13 protein-coding genes are annotated in these 16,037 nt (G+C 53.8%); 4 read left to right on the plus strand and 9 right to left on the minus strand.

All coding sequences use genetic code 11. The features are described 5' to 3' along the window. Nucleotides 1-67: 67 nt before the first annotated feature. The 9 genes from odhB to sdhC all read right to left on the minus strand — a co-directional run bounded on the left by odhB (nucleotide 68) and on the right by sdhC (nucleotide 11,972). A complete protein-coding gene (gene odhB, locus CRO05_RS06405; protein WP_097066287.1) occupies nucleotides 68-1,384 on the minus strand; it encodes a 2-oxoglutarate dehydrogenase complex dihydrolipoyllysine-residue succinyltransferase in 1,317 nt (438 codons plus the stop codon). 17 nt (nucleotides 1,385-1,401) lie between these two features. Then, nucleotides 1,402-4,269, minus strand: coding sequence for a 2-oxoglutarate dehydrogenase E1 component (locus CRO05_RS06410; RefSeq protein WP_097066288.1), 2,868 nt, complete (start codon nucleotides 4,267-4,269; stop codon nucleotides 1,402-1,404). A gap of 31 nt (nucleotides 4,270-4,300) precedes the next feature. After that, a complete protein-coding gene (gene gltA, locus CRO05_RS06415; protein WP_097066715.1) occupies nucleotides 4,301-5,602 on the minus strand; it encodes a citrate synthase in 1,302 nt (433 codons plus the stop codon). 44 nt (nucleotides 5,603-5,646) lie between these two features. Next, nucleotides 5,647-5,877 carry a succinate dehydrogenase assembly factor 2 gene (locus tag CRO05_RS06420; RefSeq protein WP_097066289.1) on the minus strand — a complete coding sequence of 77 codons (231 nt, stop codon included), beginning with the start codon at nucleotides 5,875-5,877 and terminating at the stop codon, nucleotides 5,647-5,649. Continuing rightward, a complete protein-coding gene (locus CRO05_RS06425; protein WP_097066290.1) occupies nucleotides 5,874-6,569 on the minus strand; it encodes a succinate dehydrogenase iron-sulfur subunit in 696 nt (231 codons plus the stop codon). The genes CRO05_RS06420 and CRO05_RS06425 overlap by 4 nt, the downstream gene beginning before the upstream one ends. Nucleotides 6,570-6,715: 146 nt before the next feature. Next, nucleotides 6,716-9,241: a glycogen/starch/alpha-glucan phosphorylase gene (locus tag CRO05_RS06430; RefSeq protein WP_097066291.1), complete on the minus strand. Its 2,526-nt coding sequence runs from the start codon at nucleotides 9,239-9,241 to the stop codon at nucleotides 6,716-6,718. A 208-nt stretch (nucleotides 9,242-9,449) separates the two neighbouring features. Then, nucleotides 9,450-11,213 carry a succinate dehydrogenase flavoprotein subunit gene (gene sdhA, locus CRO05_RS06435; RefSeq protein WP_097066292.1) on the minus strand — a complete coding sequence of 588 codons (1,764 nt, stop codon included), beginning with the start codon at nucleotides 11,211-11,213 and terminating at the stop codon, nucleotides 9,450-9,452. Nucleotides 11,214-11,253: 40 nt separating this feature from the next. After that, entirely contained in the window at nucleotides 11,254-11,601 is a 348-nt protein-coding gene (gene sdhD, locus CRO05_RS06440; protein ID WP_097066293.1) for a succinate dehydrogenase, hydrophobic membrane anchor protein, read from the minus strand. Next, a complete protein-coding gene (gene sdhC / locus CRO05_RS06445) occupies nucleotides 11,595-11,972 on the minus strand; it encodes a succinate dehydrogenase, cytochrome b556 subunit (protein WP_097066294.1) in 378 nt (125 codons plus the stop codon). The genes sdhD and sdhC overlap by 7 nt, the downstream gene beginning before the upstream one ends. A 366-nt stretch (nucleotides 11,973-12,338) precedes the next feature. Between sdhC and CRO05_RS06450 the strand changes: the two genes are divergently transcribed. The 4 genes from CRO05_RS06450 (at nucleotide 12,339) to CRO05_RS06465 (ending at nucleotide 15,897) form a co-directional block, all read left to right on the plus strand. Continuing rightward, nucleotides 12,339-13,334, plus strand: coding sequence for a malate dehydrogenase (locus tag CRO05_RS06450; RefSeq protein WP_097066295.1), 996 nt, complete (start codon nucleotides 12,339-12,341; stop codon nucleotides 13,332-13,334). A gap of 16 nt (nucleotides 13,335-13,350) precedes the next feature. After that, on the plus strand, nucleotides 13,351-14,241 hold the full coding sequence (gene prpB / locus CRO05_RS06455; RefSeq protein WP_097066716.1) for a methylisocitrate lyase: 891 nt from the start codon (nucleotides 13,351-13,353) through the stop codon (nucleotides 14,239-14,241). Further along, complete coding sequence (gene prpC / locus CRO05_RS06460) at nucleotides 14,238-15,395, plus strand: 2-methylcitrate synthase (RefSeq protein ID WP_097066296.1); 1,158 nt, start codon at nucleotides 14,238-14,240, stop codon at nucleotides 15,393-15,395. Before prpB ends, prpC begins: the two co-directional genes overlap by 4 nt. Before the next feature lie 130 nt (nucleotides 15,396-15,525). Beyond that, nucleotides 15,526-15,897 carry an MliC family protein gene (locus CRO05_RS06465; RefSeq protein WP_097066297.1) on the plus strand — a complete coding sequence of 124 codons (372 nt, stop codon included), beginning with the start codon at nucleotides 15,526-15,528 and terminating at the stop codon, nucleotides 15,895-15,897. Nucleotides 15,898-16,037: the final 140 nt, after the last annotated feature.

Consider the following 16,037-nt stretch of genomic DNA (forward strand, 5'->3'; position numbering starts at 1 on the left):
ATGCAAAAACAGGGAAACAGACCTAAGCAAATCTGTTTCCCGGAACCGTGATTTACGCTTAATGGCTTCAGGCTTCCAGCAACGGGCTCATTGGATATTCCAGTGCCTCTTTCATTGCCACTAAAGAAAGCACTGCTTCGCGCCCGTCCACGATCCGGTGATCATAAGAAAGTGCGAGATAACACATAGGACGGATCACCACTTGCCCATTCTCGGCCACTGGACGCTCTTTCGTGGCATGAATGCCCAGAATCGCACTCTGCGGCGGATTGATGATGGGGGTTGAAAGCATCGAGCCGAACACTCCGCCATTGGTGATCGAGAAGGTCCCCCCGGTCAACTCTTCAATGGTTAGTTTACCGTTCAGAGCGCGTTTGCCGAAATCAGCAATCTGCCTTTCAATTTCCGCTTGAGATAGAGAGTCTGCGTCGCGAATAATCGGAACCACCAATCCGCGCGGGCTGCTTACGGCGATGCCTATGTCGTAATAGCCATGGTAGACGATATCGTTTCCGTCAACCGACGCATTGACAATGGGGAATTTTTTCAGCGCTGCGACCGCCGCCTTGACAAAAAAAGACATAATGCCGAGCTTGACGCCATGCTCTTTCTCGAATTTTTCCTTGTAGCGGGCACGCAGATCCATGACCGCCTGCATGTTGACTTCGTTGAAAGTGGTGAGTATCGCGGCGGTGGATTGCGATTGTACGAGCCGCTCGGCGATGCGCGCCCGCAGTCGCGACATGGGCACCCTTTGTTCGGTGCGATTGCCCGCACGCGCAGGCGCGGCTGCTGTGGAAACGGGCGGGGCTGCCGGAGAGACCGGGGAGGATGGCTGGACAGAAGAAGCACGTTTTTTTTCCACATGGGCCGCTACATCTTCCTTGGTGATGCGACCGTCCCGTCCGCTGCCCTTGATGGAACTGATTTCCTCTGCCGTGAGATTTGCCTGTGCCGCCATATTCTGTGCGGCGGGCATCATCACCGGGGCTTCCGTGGTGGCTGAGGGTGGCGCCGAGACGGATTCTGCACCCGATGGGGCCACACCCGGCGCTGCGGCCGCTTTGGTATCAGCTGGAGCTGCTTCGCCCCCAGTTGGCACGGCTTCGGCCTCAGCCGAAGCGACTTCAGCCTCCGCTGCGGCAGCTTCGGTGTCTATGGTGGCGATGATTTCGCCGCCTGCCACTGTCGTTCCATCCCCCTTGATGATTTTTGTCAGCACTCCCGTAGCGGGCGCCGGCAATTCGAGCACGACTTTATCGGTTTCAACATCGATCAGATTTTGATCACGATCAACCTGTTCGCCCTCTTTTTTATGCCATGAAAGTAGAGTGGCTTCCGCTACCGATTCGGATAGCACGGGAACTTTGACATCGACGAGCATAATCCTTCCCCTTTGTCTTAAATTTCTTCGCGAAACGCCGCCACTATCAGCTCGTTCTGCTGAAAGTTGTGTTTCGCCAGATACCCTACCGCCGGAGACGCCGACGAGGGGCGGAATGCGCAGCCTAAAACCTGATCGGGACGCTTGTGCCGCATCAGATAGTGCTGGATGCGATGCCATGCCCCTTGATTGCCGGGCTCTTCCTGACACCAGAGTATATCTTTGGCTTGGGGATAGCGCTCGACTTCAATCTGGAAATCATCATGGGGAAAGGGATACAATTGCTCGACACGGATAATCGCCACGTCCTTGATTTCATGTTTCCGGCGATAGGCCAGCAGGTCATAATATACCCTCCCGCTGCACGCAATCATGCGCCGTACATTTGCGGGATCAAGCTTTTCCACTTCGGGAATGACGTTCTGAAAACCGCCATTAGCGAGATCTTCGAGGCTCGACACTGATTCCTTGTGCCGCAGCAGACTTTTCGGGCTCATGATGATCAAAGGCTTGCGCAGCGGCCGGATCATTTGGCGCCGAAGCAGATGAAACATCTGTGCGGGCGTGGATGGAACACAAACCTGGATATTGTATTCCGCACATAACTGCAGATAGCGTTCCGGACGCGCTGAAGAGTGTTCTGGCCCCTGGCCTTCATAGCCATGAGGAAGCATCATCACCAGACCGCATAGCCGGCCCCATTTGGCTTCGCCCGACGCGATGAACTGGTCTATCACCACCTGGGCGCCATTGGCGAAATCGCCAAACTGCGCCTCCCAAACAACCAGTTCATTCGGTTCCGCGGTGGCATAGCCGTATTCGAAGCCGAGTACGGCTTCTTCCGACAATACCGAATCGATTATCACGAAATCAGCCTGTGCCGGTGCAATGTGCCGCAGAGGAACATATGTGCCTTCGTTCCATCGCTCCCGGTTCTGATCATGCAGTACAGCATGGCGATGAAAAAAAGTCCCTCGTCCCGAATCCTGTCCCGAGACGCGCACCGCATAGCCGTCCTTCAGAAGCGCCGCATACGCAAGATTTTCAGCCATTCCCCAATCAAGCGGTAGTTTTCCTTCGCCCATCGAGCGGCGGTCGGCGATGATCTTTTCCACCCGGGCGTGCAGTTTGAATTTTTCCGGAATATCCGTCAGCCGCTGGGCCAGTTTCTTTAATTCTGTTATCGGCAGCCCGGTCTGCACCTTTGCATCCCACTTGTTATCCTCCAGGAAGGGAGTCCAGTCCACGGCATTCGGTGATTTATAACCATAGATTATGGTTTTGTTGGGGTTGCGGCCCGCGTCCATGTCGTCACGATAGGCTTTCATCATCTGCTCAGCCTGGCCGGCACTGATAACACCTTCGCTTTCCAGCTTATCGGCATAGCGTTTGCGGGTGCCGGGATGGCGGGCAATAATCTTGTACATCAATGGCTGAGTCACCATCGGTTCGTCCTGCTCATTATGGCCAAGGGTGCGGAAGCAAACCATATCCACGACGACATCCTTATGAAACTTCATCCGGAAGTCCAGCGCGATTTCAGTCACCATGACGACTGCTTCGGGATCGTCACCATTGACATGGAAAATAGGCGCCTCAATCATTTTCGACACATCGGTGCAATAAAGTGTGGAACGTGCATCGCGTGGATCGGACGTTGTGAACCCGATCTGGTTATTGATGATGATATGCACCGTACCGCCAGTCCCGTAGCCGCGCGTCTGCGACAGATTCAGGGTCTCCATTACCACGCCCTGGGCTGAGTATGCGGCGTCGCCATGCAGCAGCACAGGTAATACCAGATCGCCTTCCCTGTCCTGCAGACGGTGCTGGCGGGCGCGTACGGAGCCTTGAACCACCGGGTCTACAATTTCCAGATGCGATGGATTGAATGCCAGCGAGAGCCCCATTATCCCGCCAGTTGTGGAGACCGCGGAGGAAAAGCCCTGATGGTATTTGACGTCGCCTTCAGTCAGTTCGTGCACATGCTTGCCTTCAAATTCCTGGAACAGATCGGCCGGTACCTTGCCCAAGGTATTGACCAGCACGTTAAGCCGTCCGCGATGCGCCATGCCGATAACCATCTGCTGCACACCCATCCGGCCGGCGCGCTGCAGCAGATTGTCCAATAACGGGATCAGGCTTTCGCCGCCTTCGCCGGAGAAGCGTTTTTGCCCCACATAGCGTGTATGCAGATATTTTTCCAGACCTTCCGCCGCATTGAGACGTTCCAGAATGTGGCGTTTATATTCAGCGGGATAATTTGGCTGCGCGCGCGATCCTTCGATATGATTTTGTATCCAGCGTTTTTGCTCGGTATCGGTAATGTACATATATTCGACGCCGATATTGCCGCAATACGTTTGCCGCAGGGTCTGCAAAATATCCCCGAGCGGTGCGCGAGGAGGGCCGATCAAGGAACCGGTTCCGAAAACCGTATTCATGTCCGCCTCGGTCAAGCCGTAAAACGCGGGATCGAGTTCGGAAACATGCGGTTTCTCCTGATGTTTCAGAGGGTCGAGGTCAGCATGGCGCACGCCGAGAAAGCGGTATGCGTTTATCATCTGCAGCACCGATACCTGCTTGCGTTCTGTCGTCAGAATGCGCTCGCCCTGAACTGCTTCCTGATCTACTACCTGGCCAGCGCGGCGCGGGTGTTCTTTCGCCAGCCGGATGAACGATTGGATCACCGGCCCGTGCGGCACATCTCGGATAGCCGGTCCAGCCGGCCCCGTCCCTCCGTTTGCCCGTTGCAGTTTATCGAAATAATTGTGCCATTCCGATGGAACAGACCCTGGATTCTGGAGGTATTGTTCGTAAAGCCCTTCAACGAAGGGCGCATTCGCACCGAACAGTAGAGAATTCTCGAACAACTGCTTCATCATGGCCAAAGACCTCGACGTTTGGCAAAGCGGATTATTTTCGCGATGCAATCGGAACCACATCCCGGGTAACGGCGCCCGTATAAAGCTGGCGCGGCCGTCCGATCTTGTAGTCGGGATCGGCGATCATTTCACTCCATTGCGCAATCCAGCCTACAGTGCGGGCGGTGGTGAATATGGCAGTGAACATGGAGACCGGGATGCCCAGTGCGCGCTGCACGATGCCGGAATAAAAATCGACATTGGGATAAAGTTTCCGGGAAATGAAATATTCATCTTCCAGTGCGATTTTTTCCAGCTTAAGCGCAAGCTTGAACAAGGGATCATCGTGCAGCCCCAGTTCATCCAGCACTTCGTGGCAGGTTTCGCGCATCAATGTTGCGCGGGGGTCGAAATTTTTGTATACGCGGTGGCCGAATCCCACCAACCTGAAAGGATCGTCCTTGTCTTTTGCGCGGGCGATATACTCGCCGATGCGCGAATCGTCGCCGATTTCCTCCAGCATATTGAGACAGGCTTCATTCGCTCCGCCATGCGCTGGGCCCCATAGGCAGGCAATACCCGCGGAAATGCAGGCAAACGGGTTTGCGCCGCTGGATCCGGCGAGCCGCACAGTGGAAGTGGAGGCATTCTGCTCGTGATCGGCATGCAGAATCAGGATGCGGTCCAGGGCCCGCGCCAATACCCGGTTCGATTGATATTCCTCGGCGGGCGTGGCGAACATCATATGCATGAAGTTTTCTGTGTAGTTAAGGTTGTTGCGCGGGTAAATGAAAGGCTGGCCGATGTTGTATTTATAGGTCATGGCGGTAATCGTCGGTAATTTCGCTATCAGCCGGAAGGCGGACAGCTCACGGTGCCCGGCGTCCGAAATATCCATCGCATCGTGATAAAACGCCGACAACGCGCCTACCACACCGACCATTACCGCCATGGGGTGGGCATCGCGGCGAAAGCCGGTATAAAAACGGGCGAGTTGCTCGTGCACCATCGTATGCTCCTTGATGGTGTTGTCGAAGGATCGTTTTTGAGCGCTATTAGGCAGTTCTCCATTCATCAGCAAATAACAGACTTCCATGAAATCGCAATGCTTTGCCAATTGTTCAATCGGATAACCTCGATAAAGCAGAACGCCCTCGTCGCCGTCGATAAAAGTTATCGCGGAACTGCTGCTGGCAGTGGAGAGGAAGCCGGGATCATAGGTAAACACGCCGGCCCTGGCATGCAGCTTGCGAAAATCCACCACATCCGGCCCCATGCTGCCGGACAGGATTGGAAATTCCAGTGGTTCGCCGCCATTACCCAGATCGAGAGTCGCGCTACGTTTGTGTTCCATGTTGTTCCCCATTGTTTTCATTTCCGGTAAAAGCTGCGATGCGTTTAAACTTTTTGCAGCAGACGCAGTACAGGTTGCAGGTTTCCGTTCCCTGTTTCTTTCAGGGTAATCATATCCCATAAGTCATTATCTGGAAGGTCCAGCAGGGTTTCGAATTGCCCGAGCTCCGCTTCGTCGAGTTTAGCGTAATACTCGTCCATAAACCTTTGCAGCACAATATCCAGTTCCAGCAGACCACGCCGGCAGCGCCAGCGGGCACGCTCCAGTTTTTTCATACGGTTCTTTTCACCATCATGTCCTTGATCCGGCCGATGGCCCTGGTTGGATTCAAATCCTTGGGGCACACATCCACGCAGTTCATGATGGAATGGCAGCGGAACAGGCGATACGGATCTTCCAGATAATCCAGCCGTTCGGCAGTTGCCTGGTCGCGGCTATCCGCGAGAAAGCGGTATGCCTGCAACAGTCCGGCGGGACCCACGAATTTATCGGGATTCCACCAGAATGAAGGACACGCTGTGGAGCAGCATGCGCAGAGTATGCATTCATACAGTCCATCCAGCTGCGCCCTTTCCTCAGGCGATTGCAGCCGCTCGGTTTCGGGCGGTGGGTCGTTGTTGATGAGATAAGGTTTGACCGAATGATATTGCTTGAAGAATTGCGTCATATCCACGATCAGGTCGCGTATCACCGGCAGTCCCGGCAAAGGGCGCAGTTCCACCGGTTCTTTCAATCCCGCAACTGGGGTGACGCAAGCCAGTCCATTGCGCCCGTTGATGTTCATTCCGTCCGATCCGCAAACCCCTTCGCGGCAGGATCGCCGCAGACTCAAGCTGTCATCCACTGTCTTGATGCGCACTAGTGCATCCAGCAGCATTCTATCTGCCGGCTCCAGTGCAATATCGTAATCCTGCATGTAAGGCTTCTCATCCTTGTCCGGATCGAAGCGGTAGATTGAGAATCTCATGGCCGATTCCTTGATATATTAATTAATTAAATTAGCCGACTGTTACGAGGAACACCGAACTCCATCAGCATAATGCTTCGACATAATCGAAACATCATTTCTCCGGAATACTGCAAATCTGCAACTTAATTCGGCCCTTCATGGATTTATGAATTCATGGATATAAGCGATTCATCACTTTCATCAATCTTCGCTTCAGATGCTACCGGCTCCGCATTCCATATCTGGGAGGCATATTGCGTGATGGTACGGTCGCTGGAAAATTTACCCATATTGGCAACGTTCAGGATCGCCTTGCGTACCCATTGCTCCTGATCCTGGTACGCGAGTTCAACTTTTTTCTGACAGGCGATATAGGAAGCATAATCCGCCAGCAGCAGATATTCGTCGCCATGTTGTAAAAGCGAATCCACAATTGGTTTAAAGCGATCCAGCTCATCCGGCGAGAAAAAACCTGAACCGATCATGTCGAGCACAGCCTGCAATTCCGCGTTGGCGCGGTAGAAATCCCGGGGTTGATAGCCGCTTGCTTTCATTTCGGCGACCTCGGCTGCCGAGAGGCCGAATATGAAAATGTTATCCTCTCCAACTTCGTCGCGGATTTCAATGTTCGCGCCATCAGCAGTGCCGATCGTCAGTGCTCCGTTCAATGCCAGTTTCATATTTCCAGTTCCCGATGCCTCCGTGCCCGCAGTGGAAATCTGTTCCGAGAGATCCGCAGCCGGTATCATTTCTTCCGCGGTCGATACGTCGTAATTGGGTATGAACACCACTTTCAAACGGTTGGCCACCTTTGGGTCATTGTTGACTATGTCGGCAACATCGTTAATAAGCTTGATGATGAGCTTCGCCATGGCATAACCTGGCGCCGCCTTGCCTCCGAAGATTACGGTGCGCGGCATGTGATCCGTGTCCGGGCTATGGCGAATGCGGTTGTATAGCGTGACGACATGCAACACGTTTAGCAGCTGCCGTTTGTATTCGTGAATGCGTTTGATCTGAACGTCAAACAGCGAATCCACATTAATATCAATGTTGAGCTTTTGTTCCACCGTGGCGACAAAATGCTCCTTGTCCACATGCTTGGCAGCAGCAAACTCGTTGCGAAAAGTTGCGTCGTCGACCAGCGGCATCAAGCGCTTCAACTGACCCAGGTCCTTCACCCAGCCAGAGCCGATGCGCGAAGAAATGAGTTCGGTCAGGCGCCGATTGGCCTGGTTCAGCCAGCGCCGAGGGGTGATGCCATTGGTTATATTGATGATCTTACCGGGATAAAAGCGATCGAAGTCCGAAAATATGGTCTGCTTCATCAATTCGGTATGAATTTGCGCTACGCCGTTTACCTTGTGGCTGCCAATAATCGCCAGATGCGCCATGCGGATTCGCCTTCCGCCCGACTCGTCAATGATGGACATGCGCCGCAAAATTCCGGTGTCCCCTGGGTATCGGTGCATTACGTCTTTCAAAAACCGATGGTTGATTTCATAAATAATCTGTAAATGGCGAGGCAACACATTTTCGAACAGGGCAACCGGCCATGTTTCGAGCGCCTCGGGCATCAGGGTATGATTGGTATAGGCGAAAGTGCGGGTAGTGATATTCCACGCTTTTTCCCACCCCAGATGATGCAAATCCACCAGCACACGCATCAATTCGGGGATGGCAATTGCCGGATGTGTATCGTTCAACTGGATTGCGACTTTATCGGGCAGGACATCGAAATTATCCTGATGCTTGCGATACCGGCGCAGGATGTCATGTAATGAAGCACACACGAAGAAGTATTGTTGTTTCAGCCGCAGCTCGCGTCCCATTGCGGTAGTGTCATCGGGGTAGAGTACCTTGGACAGATTTTCCGAGGCGTTCTTATCCTCCACCGCCTTGACGTAATTACCCTCGTTGAAATAGCGCAATTCGAAATCACGCGTCGCCTTGGCTGCCCATAAGCGCATGTTGTTGACCGTATGGGTGTCGTAGCCGGGGACAGGGGTATCAAAAGCCATGGCCATCACGTCATCGGTATCGATCCAGTGATAGCGCGCCACGTTCTGTTCATCGGCGTATTGAACCACACGGCCGTGAAATTTAACGTGGTGCAACACCTCCGGACGGGGAAACTCCCAGGGGTTGCCATAACGCAGCCAGTTATCCGGGTGTTCGACTTGCGTTCCATCCTCTATGCGCTGGGCAAACATGCCATACTCATAACGGATGCCGTAGCCGTAACCGGGGAGGTCTAGCGTGGCCATGGAATCGAGAAAACAGGCCGCCAATCGGCCCAGTCCGCCATTTCCCAATGCCGCATCCGGCTCTATTTCACGCACATCGTCCAGATTGATCCCCAATTCGTCCAGTGCCTCACGGAACTGCCTGTCAAAACCGAGGTTATGCACACTATTCATCAGTGCCCGCCCCATCAGAAATTCCAGTGAAAAGTAGTAAACCCGTTTTACGTCATGAGTGTAATAGCTGCGCATGGTTTCCATCCAGCGATCGATCAGGCGGTTGCGAACCAGATAAGCCGCAGCGAAGAATCTGTCGCGATCCGTGGCGGTAATGGGTCCTTTTCCTACCGAATAGGTCAAACAGTTGGCAAGAGACTGTTTGATCGATTCGGTATCGAATCCGCCTTTTTCATGTTCAAAAATAGATTTCTTTACAGAATCAGTCATGATTTATCCAATTAAATTGACGTTAATCATTAACGGCGTCTTGTATCACTATTCACGAACGAGAAATGGCGTGCGCAGATCACTACGATTTTAAATCGACGCCCTCCGGAAACAGGGAATGACGCTGGAATGATCTTCACTATCGAACAGGGTAGGTACCGCACTATGCCAACTGCCGGGTCGTAGCGATTTATAAAACCGATTCTCGTTAATACGTTCTCGCCTTGGGCGGGAACGATTCCACCGTCAGTGGCTTCAACCTGACCGGCTTATAATCCAGCCGCTGGCCTTCCCTGAAATACAGCGTGTGTTTGAGCCACCTGTCGTCATCCCGGTTGGGAAAATCATCGCGCGCATGCGCGCCGCGGCTTTCGGTGCGTGCTTCTGCCGAAACCATTGTGGCGACTGCCACTTCCACCAGATTTTCGAGTTCCAGCGCTTCCACCCGGGCGGTATTGAATACTCTGCTCTTGTCCTTGATCTCAGTGCGCATAGCGCGTTCTGCCACCTCGCCGATTTTTTCCACGCCCTGTTTGAGCATGTCGGGGAAACGGAAAACGCCACAATGCGTCTGCATGGTCTTGCGTAGCAGGTCGCCCACTTGCGCTACACTCTCGCCATCCTTCTGATCATTCAAACGGGAGAGCCGCGCCAGCGCTTTATCCGAGGCGTCGGCAGGCAGGTGTTTGTGATGCCGGTTCTTTTTCAAATCCTCAATCATCCGATTGCCGGCGGCCCGGCCGAACACGAGAATATCGAGCAGTGAATTGGTGCCCAGGCGGTTACCGCCGTGTACGGACACGCAAGCACACTCGCCCACGGCGTAGAAGCCTTGCACCACTTCCTCAGGTCCGGTTTTGTAGGGCGCCACCACCTGCCCATAAAAATTGGTGGGAATGCCCCCCATCATGTAATGTGCAGTGGGCACTACCGGGATCGGATCATGGATCGGATCCGCATGGGCAAACTTTATGGCGATTTCACGAATGCCTGGCAGCCGCGTCTTGATCACATCTGCGCCCAGGTGATCGAGCTTCAGCAGCAGATAATCGGCATCCCTGCCACAGCCCCGTCCTTCCTTTAACTCCGTGGTCAGGGCCCGCGATACCACATCCCGGCTCGCCAGGTCCTTGGCATTCGGCGCATAGCGTTCCATAAAGCGCTCGCCATCCTTATTGAGCAGATAGCCGCCTTCGCCACGCACGGCTTCGCTGATTAATACGCCAACGCCATATACACCGGTAGGATGAAATTGCCAGAATTCCATGTCCTCCAGCGGAACCCCGGCACGAGCCGACATTGCGAGGCCGTCGCCCGTATTGATGAATGCATTGGTGCTGGCACTGAATATGCGCGCGCCACCGCCGGTGGCGAACAGCGTTGCCCTTGCTTGCAGCGCCATGACTTCACCAGTCTCAATGTCCAGCGCCGTCACGCCGCACACATCGCCTTCTTCATCACGGATCAAGTCCAGTGCCATCCACTCAACAAAAAACTGGGTGTTGGCCTGTACATTGCGCTGATACAGCGTATGCAGCATGGCATGTCCCGTTCGGTCAGCCGCCGCGCATGAGCGCGTTGCCTGTGCGCCGCCGAAATTCTGCGATTGTCCGCCGAAAGGGCGCTGGTAAATTTTCCCATTTTCCAAACGGTCGAACGGCATGCCGTAATGCTCCAGTTCATACACCACTTCACTGGCCTGGCGGCACATGAATTCGATGGCGTCCTGATCTCCGAGATAATCAGAGCCTTTCACCGTGTCGTACATGTGCCAGTGCCAGTTATCCTCAGTGACGTTTCCGAGCGCGGCGGCAATTCCGCCCTGCGCAGCTACCGTGTGTGAGCGGGTTGGGAATACCTTGGACAATACTGCCACTTTAAGTCCGGCTTCCGACAACTGCAGTGCCGCGCGCATTCCCGCGCCGCCGGCACCGACGATTACCGCATCGAATTTTCTCCTGACTATTGCCACGCTAATTTCATGCTTAAACTCACAGATCGCATAATTAAGCTCATAGATTCCATAAGATTTCAACAGACCAGATCGTATAAAATAGCAGGGACAATATGACCAGTACCTGTAAAGTCAGACGAATACTGGTGGTGTGAATATAATCCATCAGGATATTGCGCATGCCAACCCACGCATGCCAGAACAGGCTGACCAGAAACAGGAAAGAAGCAATGCGCATCCATTGGTTGCTGAACATCGCTTTCAGCGCATTGTCATCGTGTGGCGGCGAAATCAGGAGTGCCGTAACCAGGCACAGGATAAAGATCACCATCACAACGGCGGTTACGCGTTGCGCCAGCCAATCACGCAGGCCGTAGTGGGCGCCGGTTGTCACGCGTTTTACCATATCGCCACACCGATCAACAACGTGAGAATGATTCCGGCCGCCAGTACGGCCTTGCTGGTTAAACGCGCTTGGTGCAGGGCCCCGCCATAATGGAGATCCAGGGCGAGAAAACGAATGCCCGCAAGGAGATGATGAAGGAAGAACCAAAGCGATAGTAATAATCCTGCTTTGAACAGTGGGTTGGCTAGAAGAGATTGAAATTGAGCATAGCCCTGCGGAGAATTCAATACCATATCAAGGGTGCAAAGAACGAGAGGGATGCCCGGAAAGAACAGCAGCGCGCCACTTACGCGATGGAGGAAGGAAACGACGGCAGGGAGCGGCTGCCTGATTTCCAGCAGATCAAGATACTTTGGGCGTGTTTTTTGCAAGTCTTATTCCCTGCGGTTGCATTCAGCGGCAGATTAAGTTTAGACCGTTATACTCAGCGATACAACCGAGGGGGCCAAAAGCACGCCCCTCTCGATCCGACAGGGTTCCCAAAGAACATTAGATGTCGGTAGTTTGACAGCCAAGGTGAATGTTTTTATAGTCGGGTTCATTTGTTCCTACCGACCGTGGCGCCGCAGGGTATGAAATGAAGGGCGGTGTTAAATAGAGTACGGGACATTCGCGTATGGATTGTTGCGAGCCGGCTTCGTTTCGTCCTTCTGGCTCGGCCTTAGATAAGCTATCGTGCGCATTGGAAGATAATTCAAACGAATTTTCTGTACCGATAATCTCCTTCAGGAGCCAAGATGAATACTCCCGTTCGCGTCGCGGTCACTGGCGCAGCTGGCCAAATCGGTTACAGTCTGGTATTTCGCATTGCCGCTGGCGATATGCTCGGCAAAGACCAACCCGTCATCCTGCATTTGCTGGATATCCCTCAATCGGTGCCTTCGCTGAAAGGGGTGGTCATGGAACTGGAAGATTGCGCATTTCCCCTGTTGACGGGTGTAACGGTTACCGATGATCCCAAAACTGCTTTTCGCGACGTGAATATCGCCATGCTGGTAGGTGCCAGACCGCGGGGGAAGGGCATGGAGCGCAAGGATCTGCTGGAAGCAAACGGAGCCATATTTATCAGTCAGGGCAGAGCGCTGGATGAAGTCGCCCGTCGCGACGTGAAAATTCTGGTAGTGGGCAATCCCGCCAATACCAATGCTTACATTGCCATGAAAAATGCGCCGGGCCTGAAGCCGAGTAATTTCTCGTCCATGATGCGGCTGGACCATAACCGCGCCTTGTCCCAGATTGCCGCGAAACTTGGACAACCTGTTGCCGGCATCAGAAAAATGATCGTCTGGGGCAATCATTCCTCTAAACAATATCCCGACTTGAATCACGCCGAGGTCGATGGCGAGAAAGTTGCTCGTCTCGTCAATGATCCCGCATGGGTAGAAGACTATTTCATTCCTGCCGTACAGAATCGCGGTACCGAGGTCATTGAGGCGCGCGGCCTGTCGAGCGCTGCAAGCGCTGCCAATGCAGCCATCAGCCATATCCGTGACTGGGTTTCTGGCACGCCGGAAGGTGATTGGGTATCGATGGGCATCCCTTCAGATGGTAGCTATGGTATTCCGGAGGGGGTTATTTATGGTTTTCCCGCAATCTGCAAGGAGGGCGCCTACCATATTGTCCGTGATCTGGAGGTCAGTCAATTCAGTAAAGCTAAAATGCAGGCTACTTACCAGGAGTTGGTGGGTGAGCGGGATTCCGTGAAGCACTTGCTTAATGGAACCGCTGCATAAGCCCTGCGCTGTTCCTATGATCAATTCCGCTGGTTCCCGTTTTCGCGCCGCGCTTGCCGAGGAGAGGCCTTTGCAGGTGGCGGGCTGCATCAATGCGTATGCTGCGCGCCTGGCAGACCGAACCGGCTTCAAAGCTATCTATCTTTCCGGTGGCGGTGTGGCGGCGGCATCGCTGGGTGTACCCGACCTTGCCATTTCGACGCTGGACGACGTGCTGACCGATGTGCGCCGCATCACGGACATTACCGATCTGCCGCTACTGGTGGATGCGGATACTGGTTTCGGCGGTGCCCTCAATGTCGCCCGCACCGTGAAGTCAATGATTAAAGCCGGCGCAGCGGCATTGCACATCGAAGATCAGGTTGAGGCCAAGCGTTGCGGCCAGCTTCCCGGCAAGATGATTGTGAGCAAGGCGGAAATGATTGATCGCATCAAGGCTGCGGTAGACGCCAGAACCGATCCCGAGTTTGTCATCATGGCGCGCACTGACGCGCTGGCAGTGGAAGGACTGCAATCTGCCACAGATCGGGTATGCGCTTATGTGGAAGCAGGTGCGGACATGATCTTTCCAGAAGCGGTGACCGAACTGGGCACCTACCGAATGTTCGCCGCTGCCGTGCGAGTACCCATCCTCGCTAATATCACCGAGTTTGGCGTAACTCCTCTTTATACAGTCGAGGAATTGGCCAAGGCGGATGTTTCCCTGGTGCTTTATCCGCTCTCCGCATTTCGAGCCATGAGTGCCGCCGCTCTGAATGTTTACCGAGCGATACGCAACGAAGGCTCCCAGAAAAGTATGACCGCTACTATGCAGACTCGCGCCGAGCTATACGACTTTCTCGATTACCATGCATATGAGGAAAAACTGGACATCCTGTTTTCCAAATCCAGAAAACCTGAAAAATGAGTAAGACTACCGAAAGCGCTCCCTCCAGAGGCAAGAAATCCGTGGTTTTGTCGGGTGTGATGGCGGGCAATACCGCTATCTGCAGCGTCGGCAGAACTGGCAACGATCTGCATTATCGCGGCTACGACATTCTGGACATTGCCGATACTTGCGAATTCGAAGAAATCGCTTATCTGCTGGTACATGAGAAACTGCCCACCTTGGACGAATTGGCTGCGTATAAAGAGAAACTCAAAAGTCTGCGCGATCTGCCTGCCAGGGTTAAAACCATTCTCGAAGCGATTCCGGCAACTGCTCATCCGATGGATGTGATGCGTACCGGCGTTTCTGCATTGGGCACGGTATTGCCGGAGGCGGAGAAACATACCGTTGAAGGCGCGCGGGATCTGGCGGACCGGCTTCTGGCCTGCCTCGGCTCCGTTTTGCTTTACTGGTACCACTACTCCCATAATAATCATCGTATAGAGCTGACAGCTGACGAGGATTCCATAGGCGAACATTTCCTGCATCTGCTGCACGGAAAGCCGCCATCTCAGTCGTGGGCGAAGGCCATGCATACTTCGCTGGCGCTGTACGCCGAGCACGAGTTCAACGCTTCCACTTTTGCGGCTCGCGTCATTGCCGGTACCGGGTCCGATTTCTACTCGGCAATCACCGGTGCTATTGGTGCGCTGCGCGGCCCAAAGCATGGTGGCGCCAATGAGGCTGCATTCGATATCCAGACGCGTTATAACAGCCCGGATGAGGCCGAGGCGGACATCCGCCGCCGTGTCGCTAATAAGGAAATCATCATCGGATTCGGCCACCCCGTATACACCACCGGCGATCCGCGTAACAGGATCATTCGGGAGGTAGCGAGGAAACTTTCAGTGGAAGCTGGCGATACGGAAATGTTCAGTATTGCGGAGAGGTTGGAAACGGTAATGTGGGACATCAAGAAGATGTTTCCCAACCTCGACTGGTTCTCCGCTGTGGGCTATCACATGATGGGCGTACCAACAGCCATGTTTACACCGCTTTTTGCGATTGCACGTACTGCCGGATGGGCTGCGCACATCATTGAGCAGCGGGTGGATAACAAGATTATCCGGCCATCGGCAAATTACATCGGGCCGGAGGAGCGGGAGTTTATTGAGATTTCGGCGCGGAGATAATCGAGCAGATTAAGAAGAAACAACAAAGATGGGGTTAATCATCATTACTCGGTGATCCAAATAATAATCGCGTCTGACCCCATATTTTTCGTAATTTTACCGTTCGTGACTTACATGCAAGAGCTCAAACATGTTGATGCGCATTACTTTCCTCGTTGTTATCGTCGCCTTTGCGGGCTGCACCCACTTCTCACCTACAAACCCACCTGCTGTGGGAAGAACGTCCAGTACTGATTCGCCAATCGCATATCACTGCAAAAGTGGCCGTACGGTGGATGCGTCCTATCACTCCCATACCACAGCCAACGTGCTGTACGAGGGCAGGATGCAGGAGATGAAGGTGGCTGTTTCGGGCAGCGGTGCGCGCTACGTCGGCGGTGGACTGGAATGGTGGACGAAGGGTAGGGGGCAGGGCTCGGAAGGCACGCTTTTCCGTCATGCGGATGACGGTACGACGGGAGAAATAATCGAGATGTGCGTTCAGGTGACGAGTACGAGGTAAGGGTTTGGCGTAGATAATGGCGGCTACCTTCCGCCATCAACCGCTCAGAATACGGAACTGCTTGCCAATTGCCCCATTTGCTACGTGTCTGCGATCAGATAGTTTGGAGGAGATCGCCAGTTTCCCGCTTTCGCGGGAAA

It is taken from the genome of Nitrosovibrio sp. Nv4 (assembly GCF_900215485.1).
GTDB lineage: Bacteria > Pseudomonadota > Gammaproteobacteria > Burkholderiales > Nitrosomonadaceae > Nitrosospira.